Source organism: Octadecabacter sp. R77987 (assembly GCF_042466115.1).
In the GTDB taxonomy this organism is placed as follows: Bacteria; Pseudomonadota; Alphaproteobacteria; order Rhodobacterales; family Rhodobacteraceae; genus SW4.
This window is the reverse complement of record NZ_JAXHBQ010000001.1, coordinates 2,292,210-2,306,823: the sequence shown is the minus strand read 5'-3', so window position 1 is coordinate 2,306,823 and position 14,614 is coordinate 2,292,210. Positions and strand designations below refer to the sequence as shown.

The 14,614-nt window shown below is 60.6% G+C and carries 17 protein-coding genes; 11 read left to right on the top strand and 6 right to left on the bottom strand.

The annotated features are described in order from the left end of the window. Positions 1 to 38: 38 nt before the first annotated feature. From SJY21_RS11655 to SJY21_RS11640, 4 genes are read left to right on the top strand one after another with little or no spacing between them, the layout of a single operon-like run. Positions 39 to 503 carry a RidA family protein gene (locus tag SJY21_RS11655; RefSeq protein WP_377510681.1) on the top strand — a complete coding sequence of 155 codons (465 nt, stop codon included), beginning with the start codon at positions 39 to 41 and terminating at the stop codon, positions 501 to 503. Continuing rightward, a complete protein-coding gene (locus SJY21_RS11650) occupies positions 500 to 1,252 on the top strand; it encodes a glycerophosphodiester phosphodiesterase family protein (RefSeq protein WP_377510678.1) in 753 nt (250 codons plus the stop codon). The genes SJY21_RS11655 and SJY21_RS11650 overlap by 4 nt, the downstream gene beginning before the upstream one ends. Before the next feature lie 31 nt (positions 1,253 to 1,283). Continuing rightward, a complete protein-coding gene (locus SJY21_RS11645) occupies positions 1,284 to 2,465 on the top strand; it encodes a GNAT family N-acetyltransferase (RefSeq protein ID WP_377510675.1) in 1,182 nt (393 codons plus the stop codon). Next, positions 2,462 to 2,740: a 4a-hydroxytetrahydrobiopterin dehydratase gene (locus SJY21_RS11640; protein ID WP_377510672.1), complete on the top strand. Its 279-nt coding sequence runs from the start codon at positions 2,462 to 2,464 to the stop codon at positions 2,738 to 2,740. Before SJY21_RS11645 ends, SJY21_RS11640 begins: the two co-directional genes overlap by 4 nt. 328 nt (positions 2,741 to 3,068) lie before the next feature. Here SJY21_RS11640 and SJY21_RS11635 read toward each other — a convergent pair whose 3' ends face one another. Then, positions 3,069 to 3,557: a peroxiredoxin gene (locus SJY21_RS11635; RefSeq protein ID WP_377510669.1), complete on the bottom strand. Its 489-nt coding sequence runs from the start codon at positions 3,555 to 3,557 to the stop codon at positions 3,069 to 3,071. Positions 3,558 to 3,639: 82 nt separating this feature from the next. On the opposite strand from SJY21_RS11635, the gene SJY21_RS11630 reads away from it, so the two are divergent. Both SJY21_RS11630 and rsmD read left to right on the top strand, forming a co-directional pair. Continuing rightward, positions 3,640 to 4,851, top strand: a complete 1,212-nt coding sequence (locus SJY21_RS11630) for an NAD(P)/FAD-dependent oxidoreductase (protein WP_377510666.1) — start codon at positions 3,640 to 3,642, stop codon at positions 4,849 to 4,851. After that, complete coding sequence (gene rsmD, locus SJY21_RS11625; RefSeq protein WP_377510663.1) at positions 4,848 to 5,399, top strand: 16S rRNA (guanine(966)-N(2))-methyltransferase RsmD; 552 nt, start codon at positions 4,848 to 4,850, stop codon at positions 5,397 to 5,399. The genes SJY21_RS11630 and rsmD overlap by 4 nt, the downstream gene beginning before the upstream one ends. Here the strand turns inward: rsmD and map are convergent. Together map and sfsA are read right to left on the bottom strand one after the other, a co-directional pair. Further along, entirely contained in the window at positions 5,396 to 6,205 is an 810-nt protein-coding gene (map, locus tag SJY21_RS11620) for a type I methionyl aminopeptidase (RefSeq protein ID WP_377510660.1), read from the bottom strand. The two genes, rsmD and map, sit on opposite strands and share 4 nt — an antisense overlap. A gap of 54 nt (positions 6,206 to 6,259) precedes the next feature. Further along, complete coding sequence (sfsA, locus tag SJY21_RS11615; protein ID WP_377510657.1) at positions 6,260 to 6,961, bottom strand: DNA/RNA nuclease SfsA; 702 nt, start codon at positions 6,959 to 6,961, stop codon at positions 6,260 to 6,262. 42 nt (positions 6,962 to 7,003) lie between these two features. Here sfsA and SJY21_RS11610 point away from each other — a divergent pair, with 42 nt between their 5' ends. From SJY21_RS11610 to SJY21_RS11600, 3 genes are read left to right on the top strand one after another with little or no spacing between them, the layout of a single operon-like run. Further along, positions 7,004 to 7,726 carry a competence/damage-inducible protein A gene (locus tag SJY21_RS11610; RefSeq protein WP_377510655.1) on the top strand — a complete coding sequence of 241 codons (723 nt, stop codon included), beginning with the start codon at positions 7,004 to 7,006 and terminating at the stop codon, positions 7,724 to 7,726. After that, positions 7,723 to 8,445: a GNAT family N-acetyltransferase gene (locus tag SJY21_RS11605; protein ID WP_377510652.1), complete on the top strand. Its 723-nt coding sequence runs from the start codon at positions 7,723 to 7,725 to the stop codon at positions 8,443 to 8,445. The genes SJY21_RS11610 and SJY21_RS11605 overlap by 4 nt, the downstream gene beginning before the upstream one ends. 35 nt (positions 8,446 to 8,480) lie before the next feature. Next, the gene (locus SJY21_RS11600) at positions 8,481 to 9,398 is read left to right on the top strand and encodes an OmpA family protein (protein ID WP_377510649.1); all 918 of its coding nucleotides are present in this window, start codon (positions 8,481 to 8,483) and stop codon (positions 9,396 to 9,398) included. Here the strand turns inward: SJY21_RS11600 and SJY21_RS11595 are convergent. Beyond that, positions 9,395 to 9,808, bottom strand: coding sequence for a helix-turn-helix domain-containing protein (locus SJY21_RS11595; RefSeq protein WP_377510646.1), 414 nt, complete (start codon positions 9,806 to 9,808; stop codon positions 9,395 to 9,397). The two genes, SJY21_RS11600 and SJY21_RS11595, sit on opposite strands and share 4 nt — an antisense overlap. Positions 9,809 to 9,880: 72 nt before the next feature. Here SJY21_RS11595 and SJY21_RS11590 point away from each other — a divergent pair, with 72 nt between their 5' ends. Then, positions 9,881 to 10,795, top strand: a complete 915-nt coding sequence (locus tag SJY21_RS11590; RefSeq protein WP_377510643.1) for a cation diffusion facilitator family transporter — start codon at positions 9,881 to 9,883, stop codon at positions 10,793 to 10,795. Positions 10,796 to 10,911: 116 nt separating this feature from the next. Here the strand turns inward: SJY21_RS11590 and SJY21_RS11585 are convergent, their stop codons facing one another. Continuing rightward, positions 10,912 to 11,817, bottom strand: a complete 906-nt coding sequence (locus SJY21_RS11585; protein WP_148054151.1) for a LysR family transcriptional regulator — start codon at positions 11,815 to 11,817, stop codon at positions 10,912 to 10,914. Between the two features lie 202 nt (positions 11,818 to 12,019). Between SJY21_RS11585 and SJY21_RS11580 the strand changes: the two genes are divergently transcribed. Beyond that, on the top strand, positions 12,020 to 12,529 hold the full coding sequence (locus tag SJY21_RS11580) for a hypothetical protein (RefSeq protein WP_377510640.1): 510 nt from the start codon (positions 12,020 to 12,022) through the stop codon (positions 12,527 to 12,529). On the opposite strand, the gene SJY21_RS11575 is transcribed toward SJY21_RS11580, so the two are convergent. Continuing rightward, the gene (locus SJY21_RS11575; protein WP_377510637.1) at positions 12,526 to 14,550 is read right to left on the bottom strand and encodes an FAD-dependent oxidoreductase; all 2,025 of its coding nucleotides are present in this window, start codon (positions 14,548 to 14,550) and stop codon (positions 12,526 to 12,528) included. The genes SJY21_RS11580 and SJY21_RS11575 overlap by 4 nt on opposite strands. Between the last annotated feature and the right edge of the window lie 64 nt (positions 14,551 to 14,614).

Below are 14,614 nucleotides of genomic sequence, written 5' to 3'. Positions count from 1 at the left end.
GCTAGCCTTTGCGCCAACCGCTATTCAAAGGACGCGCCATGACCTCTGCCATTGAAACCCGCCTTGCCGAACTGGGCGTGACCCTGCCCGATATGCCCGCCCCGCTGGCCAATTACGTGCCCTTCGTTCAGACGGGCGAAATCGTTTACGTATCGGGTCAAATCTCGAACGGGCCGGACGGAATGATCACCGGCAAGCTGGGTGACAACATGACGGCCCAACAGGGTGCAGACGCCGCGCGGGTGTGTGCAATCAACCTGCTGGCGCAGTTGCGCACGGCCTGTGGCGGCGATCTGGATCGGTTGGTTCGCGTGGTCAAACTAACGGGGTTCGTCAATTCCACTGCTGATTTCACGGATCAACCCAAGGTCATCAACGGCTGTTCCGACTTCATGGTTGAAGCCTTGGGTGACATGGGCCGCCACGCGCGATCAGCCGTTAGTGCCGCGTCCCTGCCGCTTGGGGTTGCCGTGGAAATCGAAGGGATATTCCAGATCAAATGACCCTTCCCCCGTCATTTTTTGCCCGCCCCGTTACGCATCGCGGCTTTCACGACATTGATCGTGCCTGCCCCGAAAACGCGCCCGCTGCTTTTGCCGCGGCGATCGCAGGGGGCTATGGGATCGAACTGGATTTGCAGTTGTCCAGTGACGGGCGCGCCATGGTCTTTCACGACTATTCGCTGGATCGCCTGACGGACGAAACTGGAGCCATTGGCCAACGCAGCGCCGCCGAACTGGGCCAGATCAAGCTGAAAGGCGGGGTGGATACGATCCCGACCTTGACCCAAGTTTTGCAGCAGGTTGATGGGGCGGTGCCTTTGTTGATCGAGCTGAAGGATCAGGATGGTACTTTGGGCAAAGGGATCGGCCAATTGGAACAAGCGACTGCGCGCGCACTTGCCGGTTACAGCGGCGATGTGGCGGTGATGTCGTTCAACCCGCACTCTGTCGCGCTGATGGCACAAATCGCACCGCATATTCCGCGTGGGCTGACAACCTGTCATTTCCCCGCCGAAGACTGGCCGACGATCCCGGCGAAAACCCGCGAACGGTTGCGGGGGATTCCCGATTATGACCACACCGGATCGTGTTTCATCAGCCATCAGGCCAGTGATCTGGACAATCCGCGCGTCAGCGAATTGAAAGACCAGGGCGCAACCGTGTTTTGTTGGACGATCCGGTCGCCCAAGGAAGAAATGCAGGCGCGCCGCATTGCCGACAACGTGACATTTGAAGGCTACGCCGCTTGACCTCCGCGCCGCGCGGGCCAATCTCAGCCTCATGACGGAAATCGAAATCACCGCCCACCCCGATCTTGCGGGGATTGATCCCGCCGACTGGGATGCCTGCGCCTGTGCGGAGGTTGCGGATGGCGGTCGCCCGTTTGATCCCTTCACGACCTACCGGTTTCTGCGCGCGGTAGAGGACAGCGGCAGCGTTGGCACCGGCACGGGTTGGCAGCCGCGCTATTTGTCGGCGCGTCAGGACGGGCAAGTCATTGCCGTAGCGCCGCTTTATGCCAAGAGCCACAGTCAGGGCGAATACATTTTCGATCACAACTTTGCCCATGCCTTTGAACAGGCGGGTGGGCGGTATTACCCGAAATTGCAGATGGCCGTGCCGTTTACACCCGCCACAGGCCGGCGGTTTCTGACCCGCCCGGGGTTTGAGGCGGCAGGCATGTCAGCGCTGGTGCAGGGTGCGGTGCAGATCGCGGCGGATAATGAACTGTCGTCGTTGCATGTGACGTTCTGCACCGAAGCCGAGGCGCTGGCAGGCGCAGAAATGGGCCTGCTCCACCGCACCAGCCAGCAATTTCGCTGGCGCAATCAGGGCTATGCAGATTTTGACGCCTTTCTGGCGCAGCTTTCGGCCCGCAAGCGCAAGAATATCCGCAAGGAACGCGCAACGGCCCAAGCGTTTGGCGGCGAAATCGTGACGCTGACCGGTGATCAGATCGAACCGCACCATTGGGACCATATCTGGCAGTTCTATCAGGATACGGGCGGGCGCAAATGGGGCACGCCCTATTTGACGCGGCGGTTTTTCGATATCGCGCAGGATACCCTGCGCGACGACATTCTGCTGATCCTTGCCCAACGTGATGGCGTGCCTGTCGCAGGGGCGCTGAACATGATCGGGCGCGATACGCTTTATGGCCGCTACTGGGGGTGCCGCGAACACCACGCCTGCCTGCATTTCGAAGTGTGTTACTATCAGGCGATAGATTATGCGATCCGTCACGGGCTGGGTCTGGTCGAGGCAGGCGCGCAGGGCGAACACAAACTCGCGCGCGGATATATGCCCGTGACGACCCATTCGTTGCACTGGTTTGGGGATGCGGGTTTTCGTGCGGCCGTGGCGAACTACCTTGAGGCCGAGCGCAATGCAGTGGGAGAGGATATCGAGATCCTCACCTCTTACGGCCCGTTTCGCAAAACAGACAAGGAGGACCATCAATGAGTGATTTCAACGACGATGTGCAGGAACTGGTCGCGAATGGCTGGGAATTGAATGCCGATAGCACGCGATTGGAGAAGGAATTTGTCTTTGCCAACTTCGTCGCCGCCTTCGGGTTCATGACCCAGGCGGCGATCTGGGCGGAAAAGCTGAACCACCATCCCGAATGGTCCAATGTCTACAAGACCGTCAACGTGGGGCTGACAACCCATGACACCGGCGGGCTAGGCGAACTGGACGTCAAACTGGCACGCAAGATGGATGCGATCGCCGGATGAAAGGGGCGCCGCGATGGGCGCCCTTTGCAGTGAACGATGCACCCGTGATCCCGTAGCGGGCCCAGAGCGCGATGACTGCTTTGAGTGCAAAGTGACTTAGGCGTGGATGCGCCAAGCCCGACCTCGGGAGGGCCATCAGGTTTGAGCAGGCGGTCGTTCCAAGAAACCACATGAGTGCCAAGCGTAGCAGCCGAAACGGGAAAGCCCTCCCGTGGGGGAGGTCGGGCTTGGCGCATGCGCGCCGGTTGCGCTCGTCTTTGAGAAATGCGCGAAAACTGCAACGCCCGCTTCGTCCGCAAAGGGCGCCGCAATCGGCGCCCCCTCTGTCTTACATCTGGTCCAGCAGGGTTTCACCCGCTGAAATCTCGCATTCGCCGGGGTTGCTTTCCTCGTTGAGTATCTTGACCACGCCGTCATCCACCAGCATCGCAAACCGCTTGGATCGGTCGATCAGGCCAGCGGGCGGGGCGGAAAAATCCATGCCGATCGCCTTGGTAAGTTCTGACGCGCTGTCGCCCAGCATCTTGATGCCGGCCGCCGTTGCCCCCGTGTTGTCACCCCAAGCGCCCATCACGAACGGGTCGTTGACGCTGATACAGATCACATCATCCACGCCTTTGGCCGCGAACTGGTCGCGGGTGCGCATGAAGCTGGGCACATGCGCCGTGGTGCAGGTGCCCGTATAGGCACCGGGCAGCGCAAAGATCACGACTTTGCGGCCCTTGGTCAGGCTGGACAGTTGCACGGATTCCGGCCCGTCGCTGCCCATCTGGTAAAGCGTGGCATCGGGAAGGGTGTCGCCTTGGGAAATTGTCATGTTTCACCTCATTGGGGAATTGCGTTTACGTTGCCCCTCAATATAGCGTTTGGCGGTCGGACAACCAGTCGGGAGGCGTGAAATGCCACAATTTGTTATCGTAGGCGGCGGGCAGGCCGGAGCGTCTCTTGTGGCGAAACTGCGCAGTGCCGGTTTTGACGGCGACATTACCCTGATCGGGGCCGAACCCGTGCCACCCTACCAGCGCCCGCCCCTGTCCAAAGCTTATCTTCTGGGCGAGATGGAGGAAGCGCGGCTATACCTGCGCCCTGCGGAATTTTATGCGGATCAAAACATCACCCTGCGCACCGGCACACGTGCTGTTGCGATTGATCCGGCGGCGCGGGTTCTTACGCTGGAGGGTGGCGAAACGATGCCCTATGACGCGTTGGCCCTGACCACCGGATCGCACCCGCGCACTTTGCCTGCCGCAATCGGTGGCAATCTGGACGGCGTTTATACCGTGCGCGATTTGCAGGATGCCGATGCGATGGCGCCTGAATTTATGGCCGGTCGCCGCGTGCTGATCATTGGTGGCGGCTATATCGGCCTCGAGGCAGCAGCGGTCGCTGCGAAAAAGGGGCTGCATGTGACGCTGGTAGAAATGGCCGACCGGATCTTGCAACGTGTCGCCTGCCCCGAAACGTCTGACTATTTCCGCACCCTGCACCGTGAACACGGCGTTGATATCCGCGAAGGTGTCGGCCTTGACCGTTTGCAGGGTGACACGCGTGTTACGGGCGCGCGTCTTAGCGATGGCAGTGAATTGCAGGTGGATTTCGCGATTGTCGGCGTGGGCATTACCCCCGCCGGCATTCTGGCAGAAAGTGCGGGGCTGACCATCGACAACGGGATCGCGACCGACCTGCATGGCCGCACGTCCGATCCGCATATCTGGGCGGCGGGTGACTGTGCCTCGTTCGATTTCAACGGCACACGTATCCGGTTGGAAAGTGTCGGCAATGCGATTGATCAGGCTGAAGTGGTCGCGCAAAACATGATGGGTGGCGATGTGCCTTATCATGCAAAACCGTGGTTCTGGTCGGACCAGTTCGACTGCAAGCTGCAAATCGCCGGGCTGAACGCGGGTTATGACGCGGTGCATCTGCGCCGCGGCGAACACGGCGGGCAATCCCATTGGTATTATCGTGGCGGGCAGCTGATCGCGGTGGACGCGATGAACGACCCGCGCGACTATATGGTCGGCAAGCGGTTGATCGAGGCAGGAAAATCGCCTGATCCTGCGATGATCACCGATCCGGCGACCGATATGAAAGCGCTGTTGCGCGCGTGAGGATCATTGCCGGACAGCATCGCGGTTTGACGCTGGCATCGGTCGGCAAAGGGGACGCGGGCGCGCATCTGCGCCCCACGCCTGATCGCGTGCGCGAAAGCCTGTTTTCGGTGCTGTTGGGCTATGGCTACCCAGAAGGTGCGCGCGTGCTGGACCTGTTCGCAGGCACCGGCGCACTGGGGCTTGAGGCGCTATCACGGGGCGCCGTGCACGCTACGTTTGTTGATGACGGGCGCGTGGCGCAAAAGCTGATCCGCGAGAATATCGCCAAGATAAGGCGAGGCGATGACTGCACCCTGATCACCCGCGATGCGCGGCACTTGCCGCCCAATTCCGGTGCGCCCTGTGATCTTGTGTTCCTTGATCCGCCCTATGGCCAGGGGCTGGGGCTGGTCGCGCTGACGGCCGCGCAGGCGGGGGGCTGGCTGACCGCCGATGCCCTGATTGTCTGGGAAGAAAGCGCGCCACAACCCGCACCCCAAGGGTTCACCCTGCATGATCAGCGCCGCTATGGCGACACGCATATCACGCTGTTGGGCGCACCTTAGCCGTAGGTCGGGTGGAATTTACCGGCGGGGGAGAGGGTGAATATCTCCGGCGCGCCGGACGTCACACCGATCGAATGTTCAAACTGCGCCGACAGGGATTTGTCGCGGGTGACGGCTGTCCAGTCATCGGCCAGCACCTTGGTTTCTGGACGGCCAAGGTTCACCATCGGTTCGATGGTAAAGAACATGCCTTCTTCGAGCACAACACCCGTGCCCGCGCGACCATAGTGCAGCACGTTGGGCGGCGCATGGAACACACGGCCCAGCCCATGCCCGCAGAAATCGCGCACGACCGACATGCGCTGACCTTCCACGTAGGATTGGATCGCGTGGCCGATATCGCCAAAGGTATTGCCGGGGCGCGCGGCCTCGATCCCATACATCAGGGCATCGTGTGTAACCTCGATCAACCGTTCGGACTTGCGCGACAGATTTCCGGCAACATACATCCGGCTTGTGTCGCCGAACCAGCCATCGACGATCACCGTCACGTCAATGTTCAGGATATCGCCGTCCTTCAGTTTCTTGTCGCCGGGAATGCCGTGGCAAACCACGTGGTTCACGCTGATGCAGCTGGCATGCTGGTAGCCGCGATAACCGATGGTGGCACTTTTGGCGCCCGCGTCATCGACCATTTGCGTGATCAGGCGGTCAATCTCGCCGGTGGTCTGGCCGACAAAGACATGTTGCGCGATTTCGTCAAGGATTTGCGCCGCCAGCTTTCCGGCAACATGCATCCCTGCAAAATCGGCCTCGCCATAGATGCGAATGCCGTCTTTGGTCAGCCGTCCTTTGGGTTCGTCCACGTCGCCGTTCCTTTTGCCGTTCTGGGGCTATTTAGGCCATGTGCCGACAAAGTTCTAGGGCTGCGTGAACGGCAACGGCGCACCAAGGGTGATGCCATGCGCGCTGATATTTGCGCTGTAGCAGATCACCTCAACGCCCGCCTGTGTGGCCATGTGGAATGCGGCGGCATAGGCCGGGTCGATATCACCGGCAAGGGTCACACGGGTGCAATCAGTGCGTTGCACAAGGAACAACATGACCGCGCGATGTCTTGCGCGCGCCATATCGGCCAGTTCACGCAGATGTTTCGCCCCCCGCGCCGTCACGCTGTCGGGAAATTCCGCAAGGCCGTTCTGGCGCGACAAGGTCACGCTTTTAACCTCGACATAGGTGTCCGGCCCTGCCCCTTGCAGCAGGAAATCAATCCGGCTGTTGGTCCCGTATTTCACTTCGGGCCGGATGGTTTCGAATCCGGCAAGCTGTGGCACAAGGCCCGCCGCCAACCCTTCGCCCACCACCCTGTTGGCAAGACCGGTGTCGATCCCGACCCATGTGTCGCCCAGTTCGATCAGGCGCCAGCCATAATCCAGCTTTTTCCTCGGGTCGTCATTGCGTTCCAACCAGACGCGCAGACCTGCGTCTTTCAGGCCCATCATCGAACCGGGATTGGGACAATGGGCCTTGATCACGTCGCCGCTGTCCAGTTCGACATCGGCCAGAAACCGCATGTAACGCCGGATCAGCCGACCCGCGACAAGAGGAGTGGAAAACTGCATGGGCCGGACCTATACCCAAGCCAAGCCCAAAGGAGAAGCGCCATGCCAAACCCAACCGCCGCCATGCTTGTAATCGGGGATGAAATCCTGTCGGGACGCACGCGGGATGCGAATATGTATTTCCTGTCGGGCGAACTGGCCAAGATCGGCGTCGACCTGAAAGAGGTGCGGGTGGTCAGCGATGACCGCGATGCGATCATCGCAGCCGTGCAGGCGCTGTCATCTGCGTATGATCACGTCATCACCAGCGGCGGGATCGGCCCGACACATGATGATATCACAGCTGATTGCATTGCCGCCGCATTCGACAAACACATCGACCTGCGCGCCGATGCGGCTGCCCTGTTGCAGGCGCATTACGACCGGCAGGGGTCAGACTTCAACGCGGCCCGCAAGCGCATGGCGCGCATTCCCGACGATGCGGTGCTGATTGAAAATCCGGTATCGGTCGCCCCCGGTTTTACCCTTGGCAACGTGCATGTGATGGCTGGTGTGCCATCGGTGTTTCAGGCGATGGTGGCCAGCGTTTTGCCCACCATGACAGGCGGTGCGCCGCTCTTGTCCCAGACCCTACGGATCAACCGTGGAGAAGGTGACATCGCGGGGCCGTTGGCACAGTTGGATGCGGATTTCCCGATGCTGTCGATCGGGTCTTACCCGTTTCAAAAGGATGGTGCCTATGGGTCAAATATCGTGATCCGTGGCAGCGATGCGGCGGCGATTGACGCCGCGATGGTGCGACTGGCGGGGTTGTTTCCCGAATGACACTGCCTGATACGGCCACCCTTTACCGTGTGATTGACGAAACCTGGCCTGCGGCGCGCGGGTTTGAACAATCGGGTTGGATTATGCGCGATGGACAGGGTGGTGGCAGCCGCGTTTCGGCTGCGACGCTACTGGACGAGGGGGCCGAGATTGGCGCGGCCGAGGCAGCGATGCGCGCGCTTGGGCAGACACCGCTGTTCATGATCCGCGATGGCGATGCGGGGCTTGATCAATCCCTTGAAGGGCGCGGGTATGTCGTCAAGGACCCTGTGGTGATGTTTGCCGCGCCGCTTGCCGCCATGACGCTGCAACGCCCGCCGGAATTACGCACATTCGAGGTTTGGCCACCCCTTGCCACCCAGCGCGAGATTTGGGCCGAGGGCGGGATTGGTGCCGGGCGCCTGGCTGTGATGCAACGCGCCACCTGTGCGAAAACAACGATTCTGGGGCGGATTGGCGATCATCCTGCCGGGACCGCCTATGTGGGGATCAGCGCAGGCTGCGCGATGATCCACGCGCTTGAGGTGCAGCGCGTGTTTCGCCGCAAGGGGTTGGCACGGCAGATGACCGTTGCCGCAGCCCTTTGGGCGCAGGCGCAAGGTGCAGATGCGTTGACGTTGGTGACAACCAAGGCCAATGCGGCGTCCCGCGCCCTCTATGCTTCCCTTGGTATGTCGGTTGTGGGACACTACCACTATCGTATTCTGAACGAGGCGTGATGAGGTCCAGGTCAGTTGCATTTACCTGTCGGGCGATGGCTATCGTGCTGATGTGCCTGCCCGGCGTTGCGCGGGCGGTGACGCTCGCGTTTCCGGGCAACACCGACCTGCGTGCCCAAACCGTTGAACCAATTGGCAGCTATGCCATGCCTGTGGGTGCGTGGGATCAGGGGCAGATACCCGTTCTGACCGGTGAGGGCGAAGTCACACGCCAGGCGTGGCGCATTGATGCAAGCCGGTTGACGACGTTGCAGATTCTTGCGCCGCTGCGCGATCAGTTGCGCGAAGACGGGTTCGAGGTTGTGTTCAGTTGCGAAACCGAAGGCTGCGGCGGGTTCGATTTCCGCTTTGCCCTTGATGTCATTCCGGCACCGGACATGCATGTCGATCTTGGCGATTTTCAGTATCTCGCGGCGCGGCGTGACAGCGGTGCAGGCAACGAACTTGTCAGCCTCTTGGTCAGCAGAAGCAGTAGTGCCGGATTTGTGCAGGTCACGCGCGTTGGTGCACCCACTGACCGTGCAATCGCTGAAACCAGCGCACCGGACCTGCGCGCCACCACAGTCGCACCGACGGGCGATTTCGCGGGTGCGCTGGAACAGGACGGGCATGTCATTCTCACGGATTTGACATTTGAAACCGGCTCGGCCCAGCTGGCCGGTGGGGCATATGCATCATTGCAAACATTGGCCGATTATCTGGCCGCGCACCCTGCGCGGGTCGTGGCCCTGGTCGGGCATACGGATTCCGAAGGGTCGCTTGATGGCAATATCGCGCTGTCCAAACGGCGCGCGGGATCGGTGCTTGAACGGCTGGTCAGTGATTACGGCGTGGCCCGCGCGCAGCTACAGGCCGAAGGCATGGGGTTCTTATCGCCCGTGCGCGCCAACCTGACGCCCGAAGGGCGCGAGGCAAACCGCCGGGTCGAGGTGATCCTGATCTCGACCGACTAATGGGTCGTTGCACATTGGTTGTGATCGGCAAGGGCGGCGATCACCTGACAATTTGACGCCTTGCCGGAATCGTGGAGCGCGGTGATACGTGCAAGTTCCTGTTCCAGCCGTTGCAGCCGCGCAATCCGGTCGCGCAGATGTTGCAGGTGATCCGCCGCTATCCGGTGGGCATCGGCGCAAGGCTGGTCTGCCCCGTGATCCAATGCAATCAGCTCGCGGATTGCTTCCAGCGGCAAGCCAAGGTCGCGCGCGTGTTTGACAAAGGCAAGGCGGCGCAGGCCAGCGTCGTCATAGCGGCGCTGGTTTCCCGCGCTACGGCCCGCGTTTTCGATCAACCCGATGTCTTCGTAATAGCGGATCGTCGGGATTTTCACACCGGTTTTCGTGGACAGCTGGCCAATTGAAAGCATGTTTGGAAACCTCTTGAACCTCTAGTGACTAGAGACATTAGATAGGTATTGAACGCATTGCAAGGAATGACCATGGCCGGACATCATCATCACAAGATTGACGCAAATACGGGCGACCGCAGGGTCGGGGCCGCGATCGCTGTGAACCTGCTGCTGACGGTCGCGCAGATTATCGGGGGTATCATTGCGGGCAGCATGGCGCTGATCGCGGACGCTATTCACAACCTGTCGGATGCGATGTCACTGGTGATTGCATTTGCCGCCCGCAAGATTGCGCGTCGCCCGGCCAATGCGGACATGCCCTTTGGCTATGGCCGGATCGAGGTCGTCGCGGCGCTGATCAATTATACCACGTTGATTATCATTGGAATTTATCTGGCTTACGAGGCCGTGTGGCGGTTGTTCGATCCGCAGCCCGTTGACGGCTGGCTGGTGGTGATACTGGCCGGTCTTGCCTTGGTTATCGACCTGATCACAGCCTTGCTGACGTTTTCGATGGCCAAGGACAGCGTCAATATCCGCGCTGCGTTCCTGCACAATCTGGCCGATGCGGCCGCATCCATCGCCGTGATTATCGCGGGGACGCTGATCCTGCTTTATGACTGGCGGCTGGTCGATCCGGCGGTGACGCTATTGATCGCCGGTTATATTCTTTGGATGTCGTTTGGCGAAATTGGTGGGGTGATCCGCATTTTGATGCTGGGCGCACCCGATGATCTGGCCATTGAGGACGTGATTGCCGCCGTCAAGGATGTGGATGGGGTGACGGATGTTCATCAGGCGCATCTGTGGCAAATGCAGGAACACGCGCCAGCCTTTCAGGCGCATGTGGTGGTATGGGGCGGTGAATGGGCCGCCGCAGATGCGTTGAAAAAAGCGATCAAAGTGCGGCTGGCTGGACAATTCGGGATCAGGCATACGACGATTGAACTGGAATGCGCCCGGCATGCCTGTGTCGACGCGCCCCGTATCGGCGGCGTGGGTTAAGACCCACCTTACAATTTCGCCCGAAAGATGGGTCTTGACCCATCCCCACACAAAAAAACGCAGCCCGAAGGCTGCGTTAAGTGGGGCGTTGCACCCTATGGGATCATGTTGTGTCGTTACCAGGCGTCCGGCCCTTTTTCGGCAAAGGAATGGACAAGGAAATCAATGAATGCGCGCACTTTGGGCTGTGTGAAACGGCCCGGCGGATAGACGGCATAAATGCCTTGGGTATCCATCGGCAGTTCGGGGATCGCATCTACGACCAGCCCCTGTGCCATCGCATCCGCGTAAAGGAAGCTGGGGAGATAGGCGATACCAAGACCGCTGATCGCGGCGTTCAGAAGGGATTGTCCGTCATTCACTGTCAGACCACCCGCGGTGCGGACCTGACGCTTTTCGCCCGACGGGGCTGTAAGCTTCCACACAGCGGAATTTGCCTGATTGGAATAGTGCAGCAGTTTGTGCTCGTTCAGATCGTCGATTTTTTCAGGGCGACCGTGCTTTTCGAAATAGGCAGGGCTGGCGATCATCCGGCGGCTGGTTTCGGTCAGCTTGCGGGCACGCAGGGTGCTGTCCTCAAGTTCGCCAATGCGGATCGCCATGTCGAACCCTTCGCTGATCAGTTCAACAAAGCGGTTGTTGAGGACCATGTTCACCGTAATATCAGGGAATTCGGTCAGGAAATCGCCCAATACGGGAGACAGGTGATTGACGCCAAAATCTGTCGCCACACTGATCCGCAACAGACCTGAAGGCGCAGATTGCATGGATGTGACCAGCGCATCCGCTTCGCCAGCGTCATTCAACACACGGCGTGCGCGGTCGTAATAGGCAAGCCCGATTTCCGTGGGGCTGACACGGCGCGTTGTCCGGTTCAAAAGGCGCGCGCCAAGGCGGGCCTCAAGTGAGGATACGTGCTTGGAGACAGCGGATTTTGAAATCCCCATCTTCTTGGCCGCGTCGGTAAATCCGCCTTGATCCACCACTGTGGCAAAGGCTTCCATTTCGGTCAGGCGATCCATTCTCGTTCCTCGGTTTGCGTCTTTGTTCGAGGATTTGTATCGCCCTCAAATCGGGCAGGACTTGGACACGGGCCTGACAATTGCGGGGTATTCGCAGGACTGTTGCGAGGCAGGAAACAGGGAAACGGTGGGTTTCCTGCTTTGCCGAATGGGTTGCAAAGGGCATGATTGCCCGGTGATTTGCAACGCGGGGCGCGAAAATATGGCAGATGATCTGGCCATTTACCTTGAACGATATGACGGGGCAGACACTACGTCCTTGAACGCTGCGTTTGCTAAGTTCGGCTCAGATGACGGGTTCATCGCTGATCTGATCGCCCTTTGCCAAAGCGAAAACGCCACGGTTGTCGAGGGGGCAAGCTGGCTGCTGAAGCATGCATTGGAACGCAAAGCCGTTGTAGCCCCGCCGTTGGTCAACCGGGTTATTGGTGCCCTTCCCGATTTGCCAACCTGGCAGGTCAAGCTGCATTTCGCCCAATCGCTGCCATACCTTGATATCCCAGACACCAAGGCGAAAAAGGTTTTCGAATGGACCAAAGGGCTGGCAGATCATCCGCGCCCTTTCCTGCGCGCATGGGGGTTGAATGCGCTTGTGCATCTGGCTGAACAGCACCCCGCCTACGCGGCATCGGCCGCAGAGGCCCGTGCGCAGGCAGAGGGTGACAAGGCGGCTTCGGTCAGGGCGCGAGCGCGCAATTTGCGCGGCGGCTAAAACGCTGCCGCCAGCCGTGTCCCCTGATCAATCGCGCGCTTGGCGTCGAGTTCGGCGGCCACGTCTGCGCCGCCGATAATGTGGGGCGTTACGCCCCGTGCGGTCAGGTCGTCGGCCAGTGTGCGTTCGGGCAGTTGTCCGGCGCAGAGGACCACAGTGTCCACGGCGATCAACGTGGGCCGCTCGCGGACCTCGCCGAATGACACGTGCAGCCCGTCCGCGTCGATCCGTTCGTAGTTCACGCCGCCGATCATTTCGACGTTCTTCATCTTGAGCGCGGCGCGGTGGATCCAGCCTGTGGTCTTGCCCAATCCCTTGCCCAGCTTTTGCGCCTTGCGTTGCAGCAGCGTCACCTCGCGCACCGCTGCGTCAGGCTGCGGGCCTTCGGGGCGCAAGCCGCCGCGTTGCTGTTCGGGATCACCGACGCCCCATTCTTGCAGCCATTCCTGCAAATCCTCGGTCGGGCTGTCGTCTGTGACCAGAAACTCGGCCACGTCAAACCCGATCCCGCCCGCGCCGATGATCGCCACGCGCTTGCCGACCGGCGCCTTGCCACGCAGCACGTCGATATAGGAAAGCACGTTGGGGCCGTCTTGCCCGGGGATTGCGGGGTCGCGGGGGATGACGCCTGTGGCGATGATCACCTCGTCAAAACCCGCCAGATCGTCGGCGGTGGCGGTGGTGCCAAGGCGCAGAGTTACGCCCGTTTTGGCGACCATCGCACGGTAATAATCCACCAGACCCCAGAATTCCTCTTTGCCGGGCACCTGTTTGGCCATGTTCAACTGGCCGCCGATTTCATCTGCCTTGTCGAACAGGGTGACGGCGTGCCCGCGTTCCGCAGCCGTGATCGCGGCGGACAGGCCCGCGGGACCAGCACCAACCACGGCGATGGATTTCGCGGCAGTGGCCGGCGCGATCACCAGTTCGGTTTCATGGCAGGCCTGCGGGTTCACCAGACAGGTGCTCATCTTGCCGCTGAATGTGTGATCAAGGCAGGCCTGGTTACAGGCGATGCAGGGCGCAATTTCCGCCGCTTTGCCCGCCGCCGCCTTGGCGACGAAATGCGGATCGGCCAGAAACGGGCGCGCCATGCTGACCATATCGGCGCAGCCATCGGCCAGCACGTCTTCGCCCACTTGCGGCGTGTTGATCCGGTTTGAGGTGATCACCGGAATGCCCACCTGCCCCATCAGTTTCTTTGTGACCCATGTGAAGGCACGGCGCGGCACGGATGTGGCGATGGTCGGGATGCGGGCCTCGTGCCAGCCGATGCCGGTGTTCAGGATCGTGGCACCCGCCGTTTCAATCGCGCGGGCCAGCGTCACGACCTCGTCCCAGGTGGACCCGTTCGGGATCAGATCGATCATCGACAGGCGGTAAATCACGATGAAATCGGGGCCGACAGCGGCGCGGACACGGCGCACGACTTCGACGGGCAGGCGCATCCGGTTTTCATACGATCCGCCCCAGTGGTCTGTGCGCTTGTTGGTATGGGTCACAAGGAACTGGTTGAGGAAATACCCCTCCGATCCCATCACCTCGACCCCGTCATAGCCCGCTTGCTGTGCGCGCGTGGCAGCGGTGACGATATCGCTGATCTGCTTTTCGATGCCGTCCTCGTCCAGTTCTTTGGGGGGAAAGGGCGAGATGGGCGACTTTACCGGGCTGGGCGCGACACATTCGGGGCTATAGGCATAGCGGCCCGCGTGCAGGATCTGCATGGCAATCTTGCCATCCGCGCCATGCACACGGTCGGTGACGATGCGGTGGTTTTCAATGTCCTGATCACTGAACAGGCCCGCCGCGCCGGGGAAAACGCCGCCTTCACGGTTCGGGGCCATGCCTCCTGTGACCATCAGGCCAACACCGCCGCGCGCCCGTTCAGCGTAAAACTCCGCAACACGGTTCCAGTCTTTGGTTTCCTCAAGCCCTGTGTGCATCGACCCCATCAACACGCGGTTCTTCAGTGTGGTGAAACCCAGATCAAGCGGGGCAAGGAGGTGGGGATAATCTGACATGGCGTGGCTCCGGTTGTTGGGGCCACTTTGGCGCGGGTTGACGCAAAGGTCACGCGCAACGCGG

Excerpts from the sequence above, each read along its gene's own strand:
- SJY21_RS11650 (WP_377510678.1), top strand. The coding sequence starts at position 500 with ATGACCCTTCCCCCGTCATTTTTTGCCCGCCCCGTTACGCATCGCGGC.
- SJY21_RS11580 (WP_377510640.1), top strand. The coding sequence starts at position 12,020 with ATGGCAGATGATCTGGCCATTTACCTTGAACGATATGACGGGGCAGAC.
- SJY21_RS11645 (WP_377510675.1), top strand. The coding sequence starts at position 1,284 with ATGACGGAAATCGAAATCACCGCCCACCCCGATCTTGCGGGGATTGAT.
- SJY21_RS11585 (WP_148054151.1), bottom strand. The coding sequence starts at position 11,817 with ATGGATCGCCTGACCGAAATGGAAGCCTTTGCCACAGTGGTGGATCAA.
- SJY21_RS11575 (WP_377510637.1), bottom strand. The coding sequence starts at position 14,550 with ATGTCAGATTATCCCCACCTCCTTGCCCCGCTTGATCTGGGTTTCACC.
- SJY21_RS11605 (WP_377510652.1), top strand. The coding sequence starts at position 7,723 with ATGACACTGCCTGATACGGCCACCCTTTACCGTGTGATTGACGAAACC.
- SJY21_RS11655 (WP_377510681.1), top strand. The coding sequence starts at position 39 with ATGACCTCTGCCATTGAAACCCGCCTTGCCGAACTGGGCGTGACCCTG.
- SJY21_RS11630 (WP_377510666.1), top strand. The coding sequence starts at position 3,640 with ATGCCACAATTTGTTATCGTAGGCGGCGGGCAGGCCGGAGCGTCTCTT.
- SJY21_RS11590 (WP_377510643.1), top strand. The coding sequence starts at position 9,881 with ATGGCCGGACATCATCATCACAAGATTGACGCAAATACGGGCGACCGC.
- SJY21_RS11635 (WP_377510669.1), bottom strand. The coding sequence starts at position 3,557 with ATGACAATTTCCCAAGGCGACACCCTTCCCGATGCCACGCTTTACCAG.
- SJY21_RS11610 (WP_377510655.1), top strand. The coding sequence starts at position 7,004 with ATGCCAAACCCAACCGCCGCCATGCTTGTAATCGGGGATGAAATCCTG.
- SJY21_RS11595 (WP_377510646.1), bottom strand. The coding sequence starts at position 9,808 with ATGCTTTCAATTGGCCAGCTGTCCACGAAAACCGGTGTGAAAATCCCG.
- SJY21_RS11600 (WP_377510649.1), top strand. The coding sequence starts at position 8,481 with ATGGCTATCGTGCTGATGTGCCTGCCCGGCGTTGCGCGGGCGGTGACG.
- sfsA (WP_377510657.1), bottom strand. The coding sequence starts at position 6,961 with ATGCAGTTTTCCACTCCTCTTGTCGCGGGTCGGCTGATCCGGCGTTAC.
- SJY21_RS11640 (WP_377510672.1), top strand. The coding sequence starts at position 2,462 with ATGAGTGATTTCAACGACGATGTGCAGGAACTGGTCGCGAATGGCTGG.